At 33.7% G+C, this 19,035-nt stretch carries 20 protein-coding genes; 4 read left to right on the forward strand and 16 right to left on the reverse strand.

The genetic code is table 11. The features are described from left to right. Positions 1–57: 57 nt before the first annotated feature. The 3 genes from A5880_RS00905 to A5880_RS00915 form a co-directional block, all read right to left on the reverse strand. A complete protein-coding gene (locus tag A5880_RS00905) occupies positions 58–606 on the reverse strand; it encodes a GNAT family N-acetyltransferase (protein WP_256924798.1) in 549 nt (182 codons plus the stop codon). Positions 607–738: 132 nt separating this feature from the next. Further along, positions 739–1,065, reverse strand: coding sequence for a hypothetical protein (locus A5880_RS00910; protein ID WP_143353629.1), 327 nt, complete (start codon positions 1,063–1,065; stop codon positions 739–741). 34 nt (positions 1,066–1,099) lie between these two features. Continuing rightward, on the reverse strand, positions 1,100–1,387 hold the full coding sequence (locus A5880_RS00915) for a hypothetical protein (protein WP_336576924.1): 288 nt from the start codon (positions 1,385–1,387) through the stop codon (positions 1,100–1,102). Between the two features lie 520 nt (positions 1,388–1,907). Here A5880_RS00915 and A5880_RS00920 point away from each other — a divergent pair. From A5880_RS00920 to efbA, 3 genes are all read left to right on the forward strand, one after another. After that, complete coding sequence (locus A5880_RS00920; protein ID WP_086330206.1) at positions 1,908–3,026, forward strand: 5-methyltetrahydropteroyltriglutamate--homocysteine S-methyltransferase; 1,119 nt, start codon at positions 1,908–1,910, stop codon at positions 3,024–3,026. Between the two features lie 16 nt (positions 3,027–3,042). Beyond that, positions 3,043–4,167: a 5-methyltetrahydropteroyltriglutamate--homocysteine S-methyltransferase gene (locus tag A5880_RS00925; RefSeq protein WP_086330207.1), complete on the forward strand. Its 1,125-nt coding sequence runs from the start codon at positions 3,043–3,045 to the stop codon at positions 4,165–4,167. A 273-nt stretch (positions 4,168–4,440) separates the two neighbouring features. Beyond that, a complete protein-coding gene (gene efbA, locus A5880_RS00930) occupies positions 4,441–6,147 on the forward strand; it encodes a fibronectin-binding protein EfbA (protein WP_086330208.1) in 1,707 nt (568 codons plus the stop codon). 27 nt (positions 6,148–6,174) lie between these two features. Here efbA and A5880_RS00935 read toward each other — a convergent pair whose 3' ends face one another. Further along, on the reverse strand, positions 6,175–7,989 hold the full coding sequence (locus tag A5880_RS00935) for a penicillin-binding transpeptidase domain-containing protein (RefSeq protein ID WP_086330209.1): 1,815 nt from the start codon (positions 7,987–7,989) through the stop codon (positions 6,175–6,177). Positions 7,990–8,258: 269 nt separating this feature from the next. Between A5880_RS00935 and A5880_RS00940 the strand changes: the two genes are divergently transcribed. Next, positions 8,259–9,011, forward strand: coding sequence for an SDR family NAD(P)-dependent oxidoreductase (locus A5880_RS00940; protein ID WP_086330210.1), 753 nt, complete (start codon positions 8,259–8,261; stop codon positions 9,009–9,011). A gap of 64 nt (positions 9,012–9,075) precedes the next feature. Here A5880_RS00940 and A5880_RS00945 read toward each other — a convergent pair whose 3' ends face one another. The 12 genes from A5880_RS00945 to A5880_RS00995 form a co-directional block, all read right to left on the reverse strand. Then, positions 9,076–10,044, reverse strand: coding sequence for an NAD-dependent epimerase/dehydratase family protein (locus tag A5880_RS00945; protein WP_179190379.1), 969 nt, complete (start codon positions 10,042–10,044; stop codon positions 9,076–9,078). Positions 10,045–10,171: 127 nt separating this feature from the next. Then, positions 10,172–10,477, reverse strand: coding sequence for a MerR family transcriptional regulator (locus A5880_RS00950; RefSeq protein WP_143353630.1), 306 nt, complete (start codon positions 10,475–10,477; stop codon positions 10,172–10,174). 36 nt (positions 10,478–10,513) lie between these two features. After that, positions 10,514–11,962 carry a DEAD/DEAH box helicase gene (locus A5880_RS00955; protein WP_086330213.1) on the reverse strand — a complete coding sequence of 483 codons (1,449 nt, stop codon included), beginning with the start codon at positions 11,960–11,962 and terminating at the stop codon, positions 10,514–10,516. A 257-nt stretch (positions 11,963–12,219) separates the two neighbouring features. Continuing rightward, the gene (locus A5880_RS00960) at positions 12,220–12,903 is read right to left on the reverse strand and encodes an ATP-grasp domain-containing protein (protein ID WP_336576926.1); all 684 of its coding nucleotides are present in this window, start codon (positions 12,901–12,903) and stop codon (positions 12,220–12,222) included. Positions 12,904–13,302: 399 nt separating this feature from the next. Continuing rightward, positions 13,303–13,524, reverse strand: coding sequence for a 4'-phosphopantetheinyl transferase family protein (locus A5880_RS16145; RefSeq protein WP_086330214.1), 222 nt, complete (start codon positions 13,522–13,524; stop codon positions 13,303–13,305). Positions 13,525–13,654: 130 nt separating this feature from the next. Beyond that, positions 13,655–14,101, reverse strand: a complete 447-nt coding sequence (locus A5880_RS00965) for an RrF2 family transcriptional regulator (protein WP_086330215.1) — start codon at positions 14,099–14,101, stop codon at positions 13,655–13,657. 194 nt (positions 14,102–14,295) lie between these two features. Then, positions 14,296–14,913, reverse strand: a complete 618-nt coding sequence (locus tag A5880_RS00970; RefSeq protein ID WP_179190381.1) for a histidine phosphatase family protein — start codon at positions 14,911–14,913, stop codon at positions 14,296–14,298. Then, a complete protein-coding gene (locus A5880_RS00975) occupies positions 14,906–15,292 on the reverse strand; it encodes a carboxymuconolactone decarboxylase family protein (protein ID WP_086330217.1) in 387 nt (128 codons plus the stop codon). The genes A5880_RS00970 and A5880_RS00975 overlap by 8 nt, the downstream gene beginning before the upstream one ends. Further along, the gene (locus tag A5880_RS00980) at positions 15,282–16,274 is read right to left on the reverse strand and encodes an NAD(P)-dependent alcohol dehydrogenase (RefSeq protein WP_179190382.1); all 993 of its coding nucleotides are present in this window, start codon (positions 16,272–16,274) and stop codon (positions 15,282–15,284) included. Before A5880_RS00980 ends, A5880_RS00975 begins: the two co-directional genes overlap by 11 nt. Beyond that, the gene (locus tag A5880_RS00985; protein ID WP_086330219.1) at positions 16,261–17,598 is read right to left on the reverse strand and encodes an MFS transporter; all 1,338 of its coding nucleotides are present in this window, start codon (positions 17,596–17,598) and stop codon (positions 16,261–16,263) included. The genes A5880_RS00980 and A5880_RS00985 overlap by 14 nt, the downstream gene beginning before the upstream one ends. Continuing rightward, entirely contained in the window at positions 17,595–18,287 is a 693-nt protein-coding gene (locus tag A5880_RS00990; RefSeq protein WP_086330220.1) for an HAD family hydrolase, read from the reverse strand. The genes A5880_RS00985 and A5880_RS00990 overlap by 4 nt, the downstream gene beginning before the upstream one ends. Continuing rightward, positions 18,287–19,009: an AfsA-related hotdog domain-containing protein gene (locus A5880_RS00995; RefSeq protein WP_086330221.1), complete on the reverse strand. Its 723-nt coding sequence runs from the start codon at positions 19,007–19,009 to the stop codon at positions 18,287–18,289. Before A5880_RS00995 ends, A5880_RS00990 begins: the two co-directional genes overlap by 1 nt. Between the last annotated feature and the right edge of the window lie 26 nt (positions 19,010–19,035).

Genomic DNA, 19,035 nt, shown 5'->3' on the forward strand with positions numbered 1-19,035 from the left:
CAGTCTACACCAAACCTAATTTACTCGTCAAGTCTAAAAATGTCCTTAAAAGTGATTTTATTGATTTTTATCTTTTAAGGACTTTCGATAACTCCAACTGTCTTTTTGTTCTTTAAATGGGTAAAACTTTAATCGGGTGAACATTTTTTGAGAAGCTTTATTCCAGTTAAAGATTTCGCTTACCGTTATAAATTCCCGACCTAATTTCTTTGATTTATAAATAAAATATTTCGTAACCCTTTGTCCAATTCTACGATTACGAAATTCTTTATCGATCACAATCGCATAATCGTCTTCTGAAAGCCAAACATCTCCAATCGTCTGGAAACGCTTGTTACCTGTATCGAATTCAATGTAGTAAAGTAACCCATGTTCATTTTGCCATTCGTACATTTGCTTTATTTGCTCTTTTGTATAGATTGTTGGTGTACCAATGATATTACGCATACTTTCAGGGTCTTGATACCATTTTAATGATTGCCTACGGAGGGTATCAAAGGGCACTAAACGAATCTCTTCGTTAATACGAATTTTCTTTTTAGTATGACGTTTTAAAGAGGACTCAGTAGATTGTTGAGTCCTCTTTTTTAATAAATCGCTCGCCATTGTATGCCATCTAGTAGTGATCACGTTTATCACTTCTCACATATACACGTTGTAACTGAGACTTTCCTAAAAACAGCTCTAAAACGAATAGAACAAATTTTTCCATATCAAGCCCTTCTTTCTTAAATAGAACTACTCTGCTACGGTTTCACCTTCAACTGATTGCCCTGTTTCTTGTTCAGCATTTGATTGACTAGTCGTTGACTGCTGAGTCGTTTGTGCTGGTGTTGCTGGTGGTTGAATACTTTGGCCAACATTAGATAAAGGCAACTGATTTAAAGCTGGAATCAACATGGTTTGAAGATCTAGACTACTATCAACTGGCAATCGATTTTTTTCTTTACCGTTTTCAAAAAAAACAACTGTTACATCGTCCTTTTTAACACTATATTTTGTTTCAATCTTTTCCGCTTCATAGACCATTGGATAAATATAAATACTGTGATTAAATTCTTTCATTTTTTCAGAATTTTTTAAAATTTTTATAGTTTTGTCATATATCCCCGCCTGGTATTGAAAATAAAACAGTGACTGCCGTCTTTTCACTAATAAACTGATCAGCTGTTTTAAAGTCTAAGTAACTAGCCTTTTTAGCTAGTTTCTCTTGGCTTACTAAAGATTTTATTTCAGAAGAGCGGATATTTGCTTGTACTTTAGGCACGATAATGAATAAACTAACAACTAAAACTACTACTGCTCCTATAACAATCGCTGTTAATTTCTTTTGTCTATTTAAAGTAGAAACAAAGTCATCTTTAACATCAATAAAATTTTTTTTCATGGTGTTCTCTCCCCTACAACTTATACTGTCATTATACTAGTAGTTCTTTCCTTTGCCTAGTATAACAAATAATCTTATTCCTATTTTAATAAAAATAGAAACTTATGCTTAGAATAAACACATAAATCTAAAAAAACAACAATAACACGTTTCATTCATAAACGCTGTTGACAAACCAGCTCTCCTATCCTATACTTTCATTATGAATAAATTAAAAAACGATGAAAAGAAGAGTACTATTTTTAGAGAATTCATTTAGAGAGTCTCGTTAGCTGAAAAGAGATAATTTGAGAAAATAGGAAGATGGTCTTTTAGTTAGTATTGGTGAACTTACTTAGCTAATACTGGGAGCGCCCATTACAGCGTCAGGTATTTTATCTTTTTTATCAGTACCTACTAAGTAAAATCTTGTGAAAGATTTTAAAATAAAGGTGGTAACACGCGAAGTCGTCCTTTACTTTCATTAGAAAGTAAAGGGCTTTTTTGTTTTTTTATATTTTTAAAAAACGGAGGAATGAATATGTCAAAAAAGAAACAAATGGCGCCTTTTCGCTATGATATTGTTGGTAGCTATTTACGACCTAACACGTTGAAGCAAGCACGTAACGCTTTTGCCAGAGGTACAATTTCTAAAAAAGAGTTAACAAAGGTAGAAGACAAAGAAATCATTACCTTGATCGAAAAACAAAAAAATCTGGGTCTTCATGCAGTAACAGATGGCGAATTTCGTCGTCGTTGGTGGCATTTAGACTTTATTGCAGGATTAAATGGCATCACTGTTTATGATTTCCAAACAACTGCTTTTGGGATAGCAACTGAAGCCCAAGGAACATACGTTAGCGGTCCATTATCCTTTTCAGAGGATCATCCGTTTCTTGAGCATTTTCGCTTTACTCAAAAACATGCAGGATCTCTTTTAGCCAAACAAACAATTCCGGGACCGAACATGATTTTTTTAGATTCCTTAATTTTATCTACACGCTATCATGAGCATCCTGTTTATGATTCATTGGAACACTTCAAAAGTGACTTGATTCTTACCTACCAAAAAGCAATTCAAGCATTTTATGATGCTGGTTGTCGCTATTTACAAATCGATGATACGAGTTGGGGCGGACTATTTGATGAACGTTTTCGTCAATTGATCAAAACGAATGGATTAGATGCAGATGAGCTTTTAAATGATTTTCAAGAAGTTACAGAAAAATCCATAGCAAATGCGCCCGCTGATCTAACCATCACATTTCATTTTTGCAAAGGAAATTTCCAATCTCATTGGCTATATAACGGTTCTTATGAAAAAATTGCAAAAAATCTTTTTTCTATCAAACGTTTCGATGGCTTCTTCTTAGAATACGACGACGAGCGTTCTGGTGACTTTGAACCGCTGAAGGAATTACGAGATCAACGAATCGTTTTAGGGTTAATCACTACAAAAAATGGAAAATTGGAAGACCCTGCTACTATTATTAAAAAAATCCATGAAGCCAGTCAATTCGTTTCATTAAATCAGATTTGTTTATCCCCTCAATGTGGTTTTGCCTCTACACAAGAGGGCAATCATTTGACAGAAACAGAACAATGGCAAAAAATAGAACTTGTAAAAACGATCGCAGAAAGTATCTGGGCAGACGCTTAAAAAAGGAGGAAATAACATGACAACAATCAAAGACATCCCATTTCGCTATGATCAGGTAGGCAGTTTTTTACGTCCTGAAGTGTTAAAAACGGCAAGAGAACAGTTTCTAAAACAAGAGATTACTGCTGAGGCATTAAAAAAAATCGAAGATGAGTCCATTCTTGCGCTCATCAATAAACAGGTAGAAATTGGTTTAAAAGCAATAACAGATGGTGAATTTCGTCGTAGTTGGTGGCATTTAGATTTTCTTTGGGGGCTTAATGGTGTTCAGGAAACAACACCAGAAAAAGGCTACCAATTTAATAAAGTACAAACTCGTGCAGCATCTTATGAAATCACAGATAAAATTTCATTCAATCCCGATCATCCTTTTTTTAATGATTACGCATTTTTGCAAAAACATACACCAGCAGGAATTTTAGCCAAGGTGTCAATCCCTTCGCCAACTTTACTGTTTAACAGAAAAAATAGCGTTGTTCATACGGATGGCTGTTATCAAGATGAGCAATCATTTATCAACGATTTAGCGCACACTTACCACCAAACAATAGTCGCTTTCTATGATTTAGGATGTCGGTATTTACAATTGGATGATACATCATGGGGAATGTATACTGGCTTTATCGAAAATGCAAAAACAGAAGAAGAAGTTAGGCAATGGCACAGACAATGTGAACTAGGCGTCAAAGTAGTCAACCAACTGCTTAAAGATTTGCCAGAAGATTTAACGATTACGATGCATGTTTGTCGTGGAAATTATAAATCTGATTGGGCTATTTCAGGACCCTATGACCATGTAGCTGACTATCTCGCACAATTAAACATCGATGGTTATTTCTTAGAATATGACGATAACCGTTCTGGTGGATTTGAGCCTTTGGCGAAAATTTATCAAAATGGACCTGCTAAGAAAATCGTTCTAGGTCTAGTAACCTCTAAATTCCCAGAGTTAGAATCGACCGAACTGTTAATAAAACGAATTAACGAAGCGAAAAACCATGTTCCTTTATCTAATCTTTGTCTTTCTCCACAATGTGGGTTTGCCTCAACTGAAGAAGGAAATCATTTAACTGAAGCAGAACAATGGGCCAAAGTTAAATTAGTTATTGATGCAGCTAAAGCCGTTTGGGCAGACGCTTAAATAGTCTAAAACAAACCTATAACCGAAACGACGAATTGTTTCAGTTATGGGTTTTCTTTTATCACTTAACAATAGAATTTACAATGACTGATTAATTGTTTCTCCCTACCACGACCGACTCATTTTTCATAAAACGAAACGCTTACACTAGGCTAAAAACGTAAAAAAACGCATTCATCAAGAACATACAATTACTTTTATTCATCACTTCCTTTATTAATAAAAGAACTCCGTTATAATAGTCATATTATGTAAAAGAATTGAGGGATGTTTATGTCATTTGATGGCGTATTTACTCATACCATGGTCTCAGAATTATCCGAGGCTTTAGTTTCAGGCAGAATTTCAAAAATTCATCAGCCTTATGAAAATGAAATTGTTTTAGTTATCCGTGCCAAAGGAAAAAATCATAAATTGCTTTTATCTGCTCATCCAAGCTATGCTCGCATTCAATTGACAGAAATCGCTTATGGTAACCCTGAAACACCACCGAACTTTGTAATGATGCTTCGTAAGTTTCTTGAAGGAGCCATTTTGGAACAAATTCAACAAGTCGAAAATGATCGTGTCATTCATTTTACTTTCACTAAAAGAGATGAATTAGGCGATTTACAAAATATCATTTTGATTGTTGAATTGATGGGCAGACACAGTACCATTGTTTTAGTAAATAAAGAAAATGGGAAAATTCTGGATGCTATCAAACACATTGGTACTTCTCAAAATAGTTATCGCTCGTTATTACCAGGTGTTGAATATATCAACCCACCTAAGCAAGACCTATTAAATCCTTACCTTACAAGTAAAGAAAAAATCTTTGATATCCTTTCAACACTTGATACAATCAATGGAAAAAACCTACAAAGTCAGTTTCAAGGTCTAGGTAGAGACACTTCTGATGAACTTGCCTTTAGATTAAATGAACGTCCTAATGAAAAAATGCTTGTATGGGAATCTTTTTGGACTGAACTTAAACAAAATATTCGACCTACATTGACACTAACAGAAAAAAAGGAGTATTTTACACCACTCCCTTTCGTTTCCATTGAAGGCAAACATCAATTTTTTGATACGCTAAGCCAACTACTAGACAATTTTTATGGTGGTAAAGCAGAAAAAGATCGTGTGAAGCAGCAAGGCGGAGAATTAATTCACAAAATTGAAAATGAATTAAAACGGAATCAAAGTAAAGTCATAAAATTACAGCAAACATTAGCAGATACAGAACACGCAGAAAATTTTAGACGCGACGGTGAATTATTGACAACCTTTATGAGCCAAGTACCAAAAGGGGCTGAATTTGTTGAGTTGCCTAATTACTATGAAGAAGATCATCTACTGAAAATTAAGTTAAATCCAGCGCTTACGCCTAATCAAAATGCTCAAAAATATTTTCAGAAATATCAAAAACTAAAAAATGCTGTTAAAGTTGTTCATGGACAAATTGAACAAGCACAACAAGAAATTGGCTATTTGGAATCTGTTTTAGCCCAATTAGAAATCGCAGGTCCAATGGATATCGATATTATTCGTGAAGAATTGCTTACACAAGGCTATGTAAAAAAACGAGGCACAAAAAAACAAAAACAACAGAAACAAAGTAAACCTGAAGAATTCTATTCTACTGACGGAACGTTGATTTTAGTTGGACGTAACAATCTCCAAAATGATCAACTTACACTACGGACTGCCAAAAAGGCAGACATTTGGCTACATGCAAAAGATATTCCGGGCTCACATGTGATAATCAAAGATGCTGATCCAACAGAACAAACACTACTTGAAGCTGCAACTATTGCTGCCTACTACTCTAAATATCGATTATCCTCCCAAGTTCCAGTTGATTATGTTCAAGTAAAACACGTTCATAAACCAAATGGTGCAAAGCCTGGTTATGTCATTTATGAAAATCAAAAAACACTATACGTCACACCAGATGAAAAAATACTGAATACACTAAAAAAAGAAACGAAAGCGTAACTCAAAAATTACGCTCTCGCTTCTTTTTTATTCACGCGCGACCATTGCACGCTTAACAAGCTTATTTGACACTTCAGAAATAATCTGATTTGCAGAAACTCCATTCAATTGTGGTTTTTTCACTGTCATATAAAAAATATATTTAGGATTTTCGGTTGGTGTAATCGTTACAACAGAATGTAGATAATCCTGTTTTTGATAACTTCCGTTCTCAAAAAATTCAGCCGTTCCTGTTTTTGCTGACACATTTAGACCATCAATGGCATATTCAAGCCCTTTTCCATATTTAGGATCTGTTGTCACATCTTTCATAAACTCTAAAACTTTTCCTGCAGTTTCACTGGAAATCGGCGTTCCCACCGTTTCAGGCTGAATAATCGTTTCTTTTCCATTTGAAGCAACGATTTTTTTGATGATGTTAGGTTTTAGCATGTTTCCACCATTAGCGATTGCTGTATACGCTTGAAGCATTTGTAAGTGCGTAACCGATATTCCTTGACCATAAGAGGTCATTGCTTGATCGACAGTTGTCTTACTTTGGATTTCTCCTGCAGCTTCACCTGCTAATCCGATAGTCGTACTTTGACCAAAACCGAATTTCTTAAGGTATTCTTGCCATAAATCAGGCATTCGTTGTTGAAGATTGACCATACCAACATTACTTGACCATGCCAAGCCTTGCCTAAATGTCATATCTCCTTCTCCGACCCCATTATTCCAATCACTTATCTTAGTACCATCAACTTTGATACTTCCAGATTTAAATTGTTCACTTTCATTGAATTTATTTTCTTCAATTCCGCTTGCAATCATCAAACTTTTCATTGTCGATCCTGGTTCATAAACATCTTCTACAAGCATATTACTCCAACGTGCAGTATTAGGATCATCTAACCCTTTTTTTGTATCTAATTCAAAAGATGGGCGTTGTGAAGTTGCTAATATATTACCTGTTTTTGCCTCCATCAAAGTAGCGGTAATATGCTCTGGTTGGTGATTTTTCACGACATCATCCAATAACTCTTCTAAATAAAATTGAAGATTGCTATCTAGAGTAGTATAAACATCACTTCCATCCACTTGCTTTGTTTCTTTTACACTGCCTGGCTTTACATCTCCTAATGATGAATTTTTCTCAAAGCTTCTAGAGCCATCTTTCCCCGATAACTTATCATTGTAGGCCTCTTCAATCCCCATAACACCTTTTGTATTGCCTGTCTCATCTTCTTGGGTATAGCCAAGAAAATAAGAAGCGAAGTTGCCTACTTGAATACCGCGTTTTCGTTCTTCTTTAAAGTAAATACCTGAAATTTTTTTCTGTTTTAATTCGTTTTCAATGTTTCTCTTCATTTCAAAGTTTAAATTTTTACCGTTTGTTCCAAATTCCACAGTCGTAATTGGTTCGCCTTCTTTATTTACACTAGGTTTCAATTGTTTTAATGTAGTTTCTTTATCGATTTTTACATATTTTTCAAAAATTTCTGCAATTTCTTGCCAATCTTTTTCCTGTACATACAATTTTTTACCCTTTAAATCTGTATAGTTTTTATCTAAAATAGCGTATAAAGAGAATGCACTCGAATCTTCGATCAGTACATTTCCATCTTTATCCAAAATCGAACCTCGTTTTGCCTCCAATGTTTCATGAACTTCATAAAGAGTTTTCGTTTTTTCATTTAAAGAAACACCTGCAACTTTACCTGTTACTACAATATATGAAAGTCGTGCCACAAATAATACGAACAAAGCAATGGTCAAAAATAAAACAATGATGCCTACACGTTTACGATTTTTTAATGTTGAGAGATTATATTTATTTAGTATATTCTTAAATGTTTTCATCCACTTTTCGCTCCAAACCATCTGTCAGCTTTTCTTTTAATATAAAGAAAAGACGTTCATCTTAACTATAATTTATTAAAAAAAAAATTACCTATTTTCATTTCTTTCTTAATAAAAATTTAGCATTCACATTTTTTCATCAGCTTCAATGTACTTGAAAACATAAGATAGTATTTGAAAAAAAATCCGAACGAAATACTTTATTATTTGTATAAAATCTTTAATCGATTTATATTCTAAGTATATATAAAAAGAAGGAGTGTTTTATGATGAAAGAAGAAACGGTTATTATTACTGGTGGTGCATCAGGAATTGGACGTGCTTCTGCTATTAAATTCGCAGAAAAAAATTACAATATCGTTATCGTTGATATCGATGAAACAGGTGGGGAACAAGTTGCTGCATTAATTAGAGGAAAAGGTGCCCAAGCTATTTTTATCCGAGCAAATGTTTGCAAAAAAACAGACTGCGAGAATTTTGTACACAAAGCAATTGACACTTTTGGACAGGTTGATGTTTTTATTAATAACGCCGGGGTACTACAAAAAATGGCTTTACTGGCTGATATTCCAGAATCTGAATTAGAAAAAGCTATCAATATAAATTTTAAAGGGATTTTTTTTGGCTTACAAGCTGTACTTAAACAAATGGAAACGCAAGGACATGGTCGTATCATCAACACCGCCTCTTCATCTGGCATGAGAGTTGAGCACAGTTTAGCAGCATATTCTGCTACAAAACATGCTGTAGTTAGTTTAACAAAGTCAGTAGCTTTAGAATATACGTCAAAAGGAATTCAGTGCAATGCTATTTGTCCTGGTGGTGTTCAAACCAAACTATTGGAACAATCTTTAGATTACATTGAAAACAGTGGCTATGTTCCAGCTGAATTCAGTAAAATCCGCATGGATCGTTATGGAAATGCCGATGAGATCGCCTATGTTATTGTTGCTTTAGCCGATAAACAAAATGGTTATATGTCAGGTTCGATTATTCCTATCGATGGTGGATTATTGTTGTAACAAAAAAATAAAGTGACTGGAATCGACTCCATGAGTCACACTTCAGTCGCTTTATTTAAGCTTGTCACATAGATTTTTTTACAGTTTCTTCAATGGAGGCTTTAACATCCATTCGATCAACATCTAATTGACTAAATGTTTCTTCTGGAGATAAGTAAAAGTCAAAAGTTTGAATGAGACCAATTGTTTTCATGTTGACACCAAATTCATTATTATTCTTTTCAGCCTCAGCATCCATTTGTTCATATGCGGGCTTTAGGGCTTGATAATCCATTAAAGAGATCTTGGTTTTTGCAGATTGTCCAAGAACGTTTACAATCAATTGATAAAAATCAACAAACTTCATATTCGTATCGCCAAGTGCATAGGTCTTTCGATGTTTCCCTTTTTCGCATGCTCCAACTGCAGCTTGCGCGACTTGTTGTACTGTTACCATCGCTGTTCCACCTTTTAGTGCAGGAAACATTTCTTTTCCATAAATCTGATCAACTACGATCTTCCAAAATGGAAGACGACCTGGCATCGTACCAAAAATGTAAGGTAAACGCAATGAAGTAACTTTCATCTCACCTTCTCCTTCTGCAAATCCAATTTGTTCTTGCAACAAACGATTACGAATATAAGGTTGCTTTTGTAGTTCAAGTTCAGGCATCCGCTCAGCAAATTCAGCAAAATAAGAGCCACAGATAACAAAACTTTTTACCCCTGCTTTTTTAGCTAGCCTCACTAACCGTTGAGTTGGTAAAACGTTCGCTTCATAATAAAAAGTGGTTGCTGGCTTTTTAGGTAACAAACGATCATCTGCCCCAGCAGCATGAATAAAACCATCTACGTCATTTAGTAGTGTTAATAATTCGTCATCTGAAAAATCATTAATATCCCTTGCTTGAAACTCAACTTCTTTGGGTAACAAGTCCTTTATAGGCATCGGTGAACGTGATAGCGTTCTCACGCTATATCCACGAGTCAATAACTCCAAAATAATATGATAGCCTAAAAAACCGGTGCCCCCAAGTACAAATATTTTTGTCATGATTAACCTCCTTTTTGTAAAGTACTTTTTAAATTATAGCACAATCACAAAAAGGTTTTTAATCAAACGATTGTTATCACAGCTATGGATATTTTGTTATCTATACACCATTAGCGATAATTGACTATTAATCTGCTTTTTTAGGGTTTCGATAATCAATACCATTTTGCAAAGATAGCGTTTCATAACACCTTTCTTTTTCTTCTAATATTAGCAGACGCTCTTGCATTTTCATCATTTCAGTTTCTGCATTAATACGTTGCTTTATAAGCAACTGTGAACGTTCTTCAATTGTTGAACGCCTAACTTCACAAAGGTCAACATGCCTTTTTTCAGCTAATCCTATACCAGCCACTCTTAATGCTTGAACGATCCTAACCCAGTTTAAATCTTCATTTGAAAATTGACGAAAGTTGTAGTTATTTCTTGTCACAAGAGAAAACAATCTCTGATTTTCATAAAATGGAAACTATTTTTTTCTTGCTACATGTACTTTCAGTTGTTTGCCTTTGATCGTTCGTTCTTTCATCGCTTGAATAACAAGTTGTCCTTTTCCATTTAAAATATCAATATAGGTCACATTCTCTTGAATGGTAATAATCCCAATATCTTCTGAGTTGATTCCTTCAATTTTGGAAATAGTTCCAACAAAATCAAGTGCTCTTAGTTTCTTTTTCTTACCACCATTAAAATAAACTTTTGTGATTTCTTGATTTAACCGTTTTGCTTTTTGGTGTTTTGGTTTTTGTTTTGTTGTTATTTTTGTCTCAAAAGCTGACTTGCTTCTTGCGATTAGCTTGGCATTGGGTAATGTGATTCGAGTCATTGTCAATCCACTAAAAGATTCGATTTCTTTTTTTAGCGCTTCTTCTTTTAGTGTAACAAACGTCAGTGCAAACCCTTCCTTACCTGCTCGGCCTGTTCGACCAACTCGGTGAACATAACTTTCTTTTTCAAAAGGAACATCTAAATTAATGACATGAGTAACATTTTCAATATCAATTCCTCTGGCTGCGACATCCGTTGCTACAAGGTAACGAAATTTTCCTTTTCTGAACGCATCCATCACGTCAAAACGATCTTCTTGCATCATGCCTCCATGTAATTTTCCCACTGGATATCCTGCTTCGACTAAAAACGCATACGCTTCATTCACCTTATCTTGTGTATTACAAAAAACAATACATGTATCAGGGTTTTCCACAATTGTTACTGCTTCTAAAGCAGAAAATTTATGTTCTTCTGTTGTTTCTAAATAGGAATGTTGAATATTAGGAATTGTTTTATTCGTTGCTTCGATCTTTATGATCTTTGGTTCTTGTAAATAAGAGCTGCTCATTCGTTCAATCGTTTCTGGCATTGTGGCAGAGAATAGCAATGTTTGTTTATTTTGGGGCAAGGATTCAATAATTTCTTTCACTTGATCGATAAATCCCATGTTCAACATTTCGTCTGCTTCATCAATTACCAAATACTTAATTTTTTCAAGAGGCAATGTTCCTTTGAGAATATGGTCTACTACTCGCCCTGGCGTTCCAACCACGATATGACTTTTTTGTTTTAGCTCTGATTTTTGCTTAATAAAAGAAGATTTTCCGTATACTGCGGTTGCTTTCAGTCGTTTGTACCTACCGATATTAATTAAATCTTCTTGTACTTGTTGAGCTAATTCTCTCGTTGGTTCTAGAACAAGAACTTGAGGTTTATTTTCGATCCAATCTACTTTCTCACAAAGTGGAATACCAAAGCTAGCCGTTTTCCCACTTCCTGTTTGTGACTGTACAAGAGCGTCTGCCCCTTCTAAGACTATTGGTAGAACAGCTTGTTGAACTAACGTAGGTGTCTCATAACCTAAATCTGAAATCGCCTTTAGTATGACCTCGCTTAAAGGGTAGTTAGTAAAAGTTGGTTTATTCATTGCTTCCTCAATTCTTTGATTTAATCTGTTGATTTATGTTGCTCTCTTTATCTATTTTATGAAAAGTACTCAATGTATGATTATTACACATAAAAGCCAAAAATAAAACCCCTGGATAATTAAGGGGTTCACTGTTAATTAATAATAAATTTTTTAGTAGATGATTTATTTTTTGGAGTAACAAATCGCATTAATAGTAGTGTTTTGTAGAAAAATCTCAAAACATAAATGATTATATAAGTCTTGGAACATTCAATTTATTTAACATAAATCTGAGATATAAGTGCCATGATTTTTTGTTTGGCTTCTGCTGCTGTTTGTTCTTGAATAATAATATATCCAAGTCTATCATCAGAACTTTTAGCAGCTCGAACATTTTCAATTGTGCCTTTAGCTACTTCATACCTTGTAATACTCGAATCTTTTAATACTTCATCCAACCCCTGCAACTGAGCAATATTTTTATCTTGATCTGATAAAATATAACCAATTGCTGATGCTAAATTCGCCTCTTTCTTAATAGCTATTGGCTCTCCTAAATATTTTAAAACTGTCTGTTTAAAAATATCGATACCATAAGCATTCTTTATCAAATCAGAAGTAATATTATCTCCCCCTGGTCTACCATTTACCTCTATAATTTTGGGACCTTCACTTGTGTATTTAACTTCCACATGCGCTGGACCATCAGTTAAACCAATTGCATCCAATGCATTTTTAGCAACTGATATAATTTCATCCTTTTGATTATTATATACTGTCGTTGAAAAAATATGAAATTTCTCATATCCATTATTTTTTCTCTTTTCACTTATTAACAACAAAATAAGTGATTGAAAAGACACAAAATTTAAGAGAACTCTGAATCTCAAATAAATACTAAACAAGCTCAAACCAAAAAGTATGACAAATTTAAGCTCTCTGAATGATTTGTCATACATGTGATATCCTACTATTTAATTTTCATTTTTGAATATGAAATTTTTCAATAAGCATAGAAACAAAGTTTAGGTTCTTGATAAAATATAAATGGATAAAATTCCAATCTATGTTTAAATAAAATATTTTTGAATCAGCCTTAATTCAATTCACTTTTATCCATTCTGAACAATCAGATTTTAAGTTAAGCTTTTTTGCATTATGGGCAATTATTCCTATAAAAATTAATACAAATGCTATTTTTTTCAAACGCTTATCCTCCTAATAATTTTTTGATTTTCAAAATGTAATGCACCTAATTAAATCAAATATGATTTATTAAAAATACCCTAGTAATTTTTTAATCTCAAAATATTATTGGCATGAATTGGAGTTACTTTATTTATAGTTTCAGATTTATATCAAACAGAGCTTCTATCTATATTGAGGGATTCTATTTTACAATCTATTTTCCCGCGATTATTTCTTACTTCGTATTTTCCTCCACTTGATTTTATATAAAACGTAAACAAACTCATAGAAAGTGCTAATCCTAAATATTTAATATAGCTTTCCTTAAAACACCATAATTGATATAAAAATTGCTTTTTTATTTCTTTTCTTATGTTGTTAAGTTCATGTATCTCTTTGGGAAGGTAATTCTTTTAATTCCCTTCTATGATATTTTCAATTTCTCAATAGACTCTTTTGCTAACTGTTCTAAAAATTGTCTCTCCCACATTTCTCTAGCCATTGGATCGCCCAGAATTAATTCTATTTATTTTCATGTTCTAATTGAAATAAATCTGCAAGTGACTCATTTTTCAATTCCTTAAGCATTGCCTTTTCTGCAGAAATGAGAAGTGCATTAATGTTCGTCAACATATTCTCAGCCTCTTCTCGGTGGATAAAGTTGTTTGTATCAAAGTTATTGTAAATCTTGAATAGCGGTGATCGACCTTCCACCGCTTCAAAAATTTCATATACGGAAACATCTTTCGGTAATCGCGTCAATGAAAGACCTCCATTTACCCCTTTTTTTGACTCTATAAAACCACCATTTTTTAGTAAGCCAATTAATCGTTTTACACTTGGTACAGGAACATTAAGTCTTTCAGAAATTTGTTTAATCGTCAAATATTGATCTTCCCCTATTTTTGTCTTCAACGCAATATAACTTAGAATTTCCAAAGATTGAGAAAACGCCACAGAATAAGACATTTGAAACCTACTTTCGTTTAAATTTAGATTTAAGACTAATGTTCATCTCTGTGATCTGTTACATAAAGAACATAATATATAACTTAATTTTTCAGACTATTTTTTGATTTTTCAATAAACATCCATCTTAGTCACCCATTATATCATAAGAAAGAAATTTTTTAGCATTATAAGTTACTCCTCTAAATCTCCTACTACAGAAAAAAATCATTATCATAGTTGACTATCACTACCTCCCCATTTGATGGAATATCCATGAATGAATATTTAAAATCAATAGTTTGTAAAAAAGTACTTATTGTTAAACCATGACTCACAACAAGAATTTTATCAAATTTCTTATTTTGACAAAAAATTGCAATTTCTTGGAATGCCTTTTGAATTCTATTACAAATTTCTGTCCATGTTTCTGTTGTTCTTGTCTGGTCTTTACTAACAATATAATCAGCAAGGATATTATAATCTAGACAAAGGTTGCCGCTCTTACTTTCTCCTATAAACGCTTGAATTGTATCATCTATATCCTGATTTTCTAGCGAACCAAAATTCCACTCTCCAAGCTTTTCATTGACATATTGATTAACAAAATCAAACTCCTTTAAAAGGATATCACCAGTTTCTAGCGCGCGATAACTATCACTTGTAAATGAAACATCAAATAATATTCCTCTTCTTTTAAAAATTGTTGCTAGTTCTTCAATATCTCGCCTGCCTTCAGGGGTTAAGTGATCATTAGTCGATCCTTGAATTTTATTTTCAAGATTTACATTTGTCTTACCATGACGAATAATATAAAAATCTATCTTATTCATTTTCATCTTCGTTTCTTTGTTCGAATACAAAAGAAGCAATCGAAATTGCATTTAAAACTTTGGGAAAACCAACATGTGGTACACATTGTATAATTGTTTCAGCAACTTCATTTTCAGTTAAACCCGCATCTAGCGCGCAGGATATATGCAATTTCAGCTGATTAGCTGTATCGCCCTGAGATATCAAGCTAACAATTGTAATCATTTCACGATATTTATCTTCTAATATGTTTCGTCCGCCCAAATCCGCGAAAACGAACTCTAAAATATACTTTCCAATATCTTCAAATTTTTCAGGAAATGATGCGAGAATGGATTTTCCTGATTCTCCAAGCTGTGATTCCATCTTATTAAAACCTTGACTATATCTATCTTCCATTTTTTTCTCCTCCATAATCCATTGTTAGTGCAACTTTACCTTGAGCGTGCTCATTTACTATATAATTAACTGCTTGAACAACATCACTTATCTTATATATTTTGTCAATAAAAGGTGTTATTTTCTCCTCTTCTAATAATTCAACTAATTGATCAATTGTCTCTCGATTATGTCCAAGAACACTAGAAAAAATCTTAACGTTTTTAGATGTTAACGAGTGTAAGATTGAATGAATAATCTGTCTTGCATTACCAACTACTAAATACTGTCCCTCTGGTTTGAGCAGCTTTAGAAACTTTCTAATAGGTTGATTCCCATTCACACTAATAACAACATCAAATAATTGTCCACATCTAAATACATCTTCATTTTGATAACATATTACTTTGTGCACATTAAAAGATTGCACTAGTTTTAAGTTTCGCCTACTACATACAGCTGTTACATTTACACCTTTAGCTTTCAAAATTTGAAGCATATACAGTCCTACTCCTCCCGAAGCACCATAAATCAATACATCGTTACCATGACGAATATTTACTGTTTCAACTGCTCCAAGAGCAGTCAATCCTGAAAGAGGAATAACTGCTGCTTGTTCGTAAGTTAAATAACATGGTTTCATAGCTAGTGTTTTACTTTCACACAAAGCATATTCTGCCCAGCCACCAAATTGCATTGCACCCACTGTGGGACCAAATACTTGATTTCCTATTTGAAAATCTGTAACGCAATTTCCCATTGTCACGATCGTACCTGATACTTCGCCACCAAGTACAGCATTTTTCCCTTGTAAAACATTAATTAGCCTTGCAAAAGTTGATAACTTTGATTGATTAATAAATCTTTCGAAATCAATAATATTCAGCGAAGAGGCTTTAACTTTTACTAAAACTTGATTTTTTTTTGGAGTAGGAATCTTAACGTCAATTGGGTGCAATGCCTCTGATGGATTTGTTCCCCCTTTATAACTAATTGCTCTCATTGGACTTACCATTTTGAAGAACTAAACCAACGACAAATACGATTCCAACAACTATTAAGAATGCAGCCAACAACATTACTCTTCTGAATATATCTGTTATCTCCGTCATATCTGCGGACACAGCTAATCCTAATGCGAGTCCTAGTGCCGCTCCAAATTGTCTAGTTGTATTGTACACCCCAGAAGCTGCTCCTCTAACATTTGTTGATATTCGAGCCATAGAAGAAGAAGTCAGTGGTGTTAAAGCAAGAGCAAATCCTATCCCAAAAGTTAATGTAAACGGAAAAATCAACCAATAATTATCTGTATTTGCAAAAAAGGCTAATCCACAAGCCGAAAGCAAGACAAGAAAAAGTCCTAAAACCAGAACCAATCCATTTCCCAACTTTTGGACAAATTTTCTTACTTGCAGTGCCACAACAAATAGTAAAATTGACATAGGAATCATTCCCAAAGCAGAAATAAAAGCACTATAATGAAGCTGTACTTGCATAAATTGTGGAATATAAAACCAAAAAATAACGCCTGCCGCTGAAAATAGCAATGATCCTATATAAGATCCAACTCTCTCTTTATTCTTAAATATTTCCAAAGGCATTATTGGTTCTTTTACACGTGATTGACTATAAATAAATATTATCCAAATTATAGCTGATATAGTCAACATCCAGAATCTTTGTGAACTCCCACCAATTCCATATGACAAAGAACCCATGGCAAGTACAGAGAGTAGCGTTCCTGTCCAATCTAACTTTCCAGTTTTTTTAGTTGAAGCTACTATTACCTTAACGGCTATAATTCCCATAATAATCGCTAAAGGAGCATTGATGATGAAACCCATCCGCCAAGAAATAAACTCTGCGCAGAAACCACCAAACGCCACACCAACTGCTGCGCCTGCTCCTACAACAGCCGAATAGAACCCAATAGCTTTTTGAAGGTCTTCTCCTTCAAAAGTATCTGTTATCAGAGCAAGACATGTGGGTTGTAGAATTGCTGCACCAATTCCTTGTATTGCTCTAAATCCAATAATCATAGGAGCACTTGTTGACACCCCAACAAGTAAACTACCAGTTGCAAATATTAATAAGCTGGTAATAAAAAAGTTTTTGCGTCCATAGATATCCCCTAATTTTCCGCCTAAAAGCATAAATCCAGCGTAGGTTATAACATACGTTACTTGCACCCATGAAAGTTGACTAGCTGACAAATGTAAATCGGCAGATAATTTAACCGTTCCAGTATATAAGATACCCGTATCAAGAACTGTCAAAAATGCGCCTATTAAAGCAAGCCACATAGTAATAGTTTTTCTATTATTCATATTTTCTCTCCTTCCCAAATCTCATTGTCTGAATCTATTTTTTCCAAAAATTGTTGTGTAATCTCATTTACTGATTTCACCATGTATTTAACACCCGTTTTCTTCATTTCTTCTTCTTGGAACCCCCAAGAATGAATAGCCGGAACCCCAATAAAAGGTACCTTATACTTTTTGGCTTCCTTAGCAACTCTGTCAACATCATCTACAAATAAAGCCTCCTTAAAGTCAATTTTATACATATCTTGAATTATTTCCTTTAATCCTGGTCGAAAATTGTTAGTGCAAACATATTGTTCAAAATAGTCAAGATACGGTTGAAACTCTGAACTAATCTGTTCATAAGCTAACCCCCCGTAACAAATTAGATGAACATCATACTGAGTAAGTCGAGTGATGAAATCAAGTGCTCCCTTTACAATACTTGATTTAGAATAAGTCTCATTTAAATATGAATCTCGTTCCGAAAAATAAAGATCCAGCATCTGCTGAATTGTTGTGTCTTCTGATAGTCTAAATTTTTTCTTTAAATATAATCCTGCACTCTCTCTATTTTGCGAAAAAGCATTCTTTTCAATATCAAGTGTGTAATCAACATTAAATTTTTTAGCAAGTCTGTATAACACAGGGCTAAATGTATCTTCAAGTAGTACACCGTCAATATCAACAGCAATTAGTTTAATAGTTTTCATTATTCTTGTTTCTCCTTTTGATATACGACTAAATAATAACCTAACATGCACAATTGATTACCTTGATACAGCATATAAAAGCAAGTCCCTACTCCTTTTTTTCTATTTGCTATTATTGGAAATGTCTGCACCAATACCTCTTCTTCTCGTTTTACCATTTTAATGTACTTTTTTACTTCTTTTGTTATATAATATGTTGCATCTGACCCAAGCTGTTTGCTCACAGATACTATTCCCGATTGCCGACAGACTTCTCCTAATAGTATTGCCTCTACATGGTCTTCATGAATATGATCTAACTTTATTTCAGATGTGTGAGTAGGATACCCTATAAATAAATCCACATGAGGAACATCATTTAACTCAGTCGCATCAATCATTACATCTTCTTGCTTAGTCTTATGAATCATTTGTTTATGAATCTGAATACGAGGTATTACGTATTCAGATTCATAAGAATCAATGATCGCAGGGATTTTTTCAAGGTTAGACAGTACCAAATCTCTGTTTGAAGTCATTTTTCTGATGTTATAAGAGCTTTTTAACGCCTCAATTCTACTTATCTCATTTCCTGTTATCCCTTCCGTATCAATATCTACTAACCCTTCAAGAACATAGGAAAACAACTGGAATTTTTCATCAGAATCAACATAAATTGTATTCCTATTAACCCGACTTTTACTACCAAATGACAAAACAAACTTTTTCTTACGTGTACACATAAAATCAACTCCTTCCAATAAGTATA

Origin of the sequence: Enterococcus sp. 4G2_DIV0659, assembly GCF_002140715.2 — a bacterium.
Lineage (GTDB): Bacteria > Bacillota > Bacilli > Lactobacillales > Enterococcaceae > Enterococcus_L > Enterococcus_L mansonii.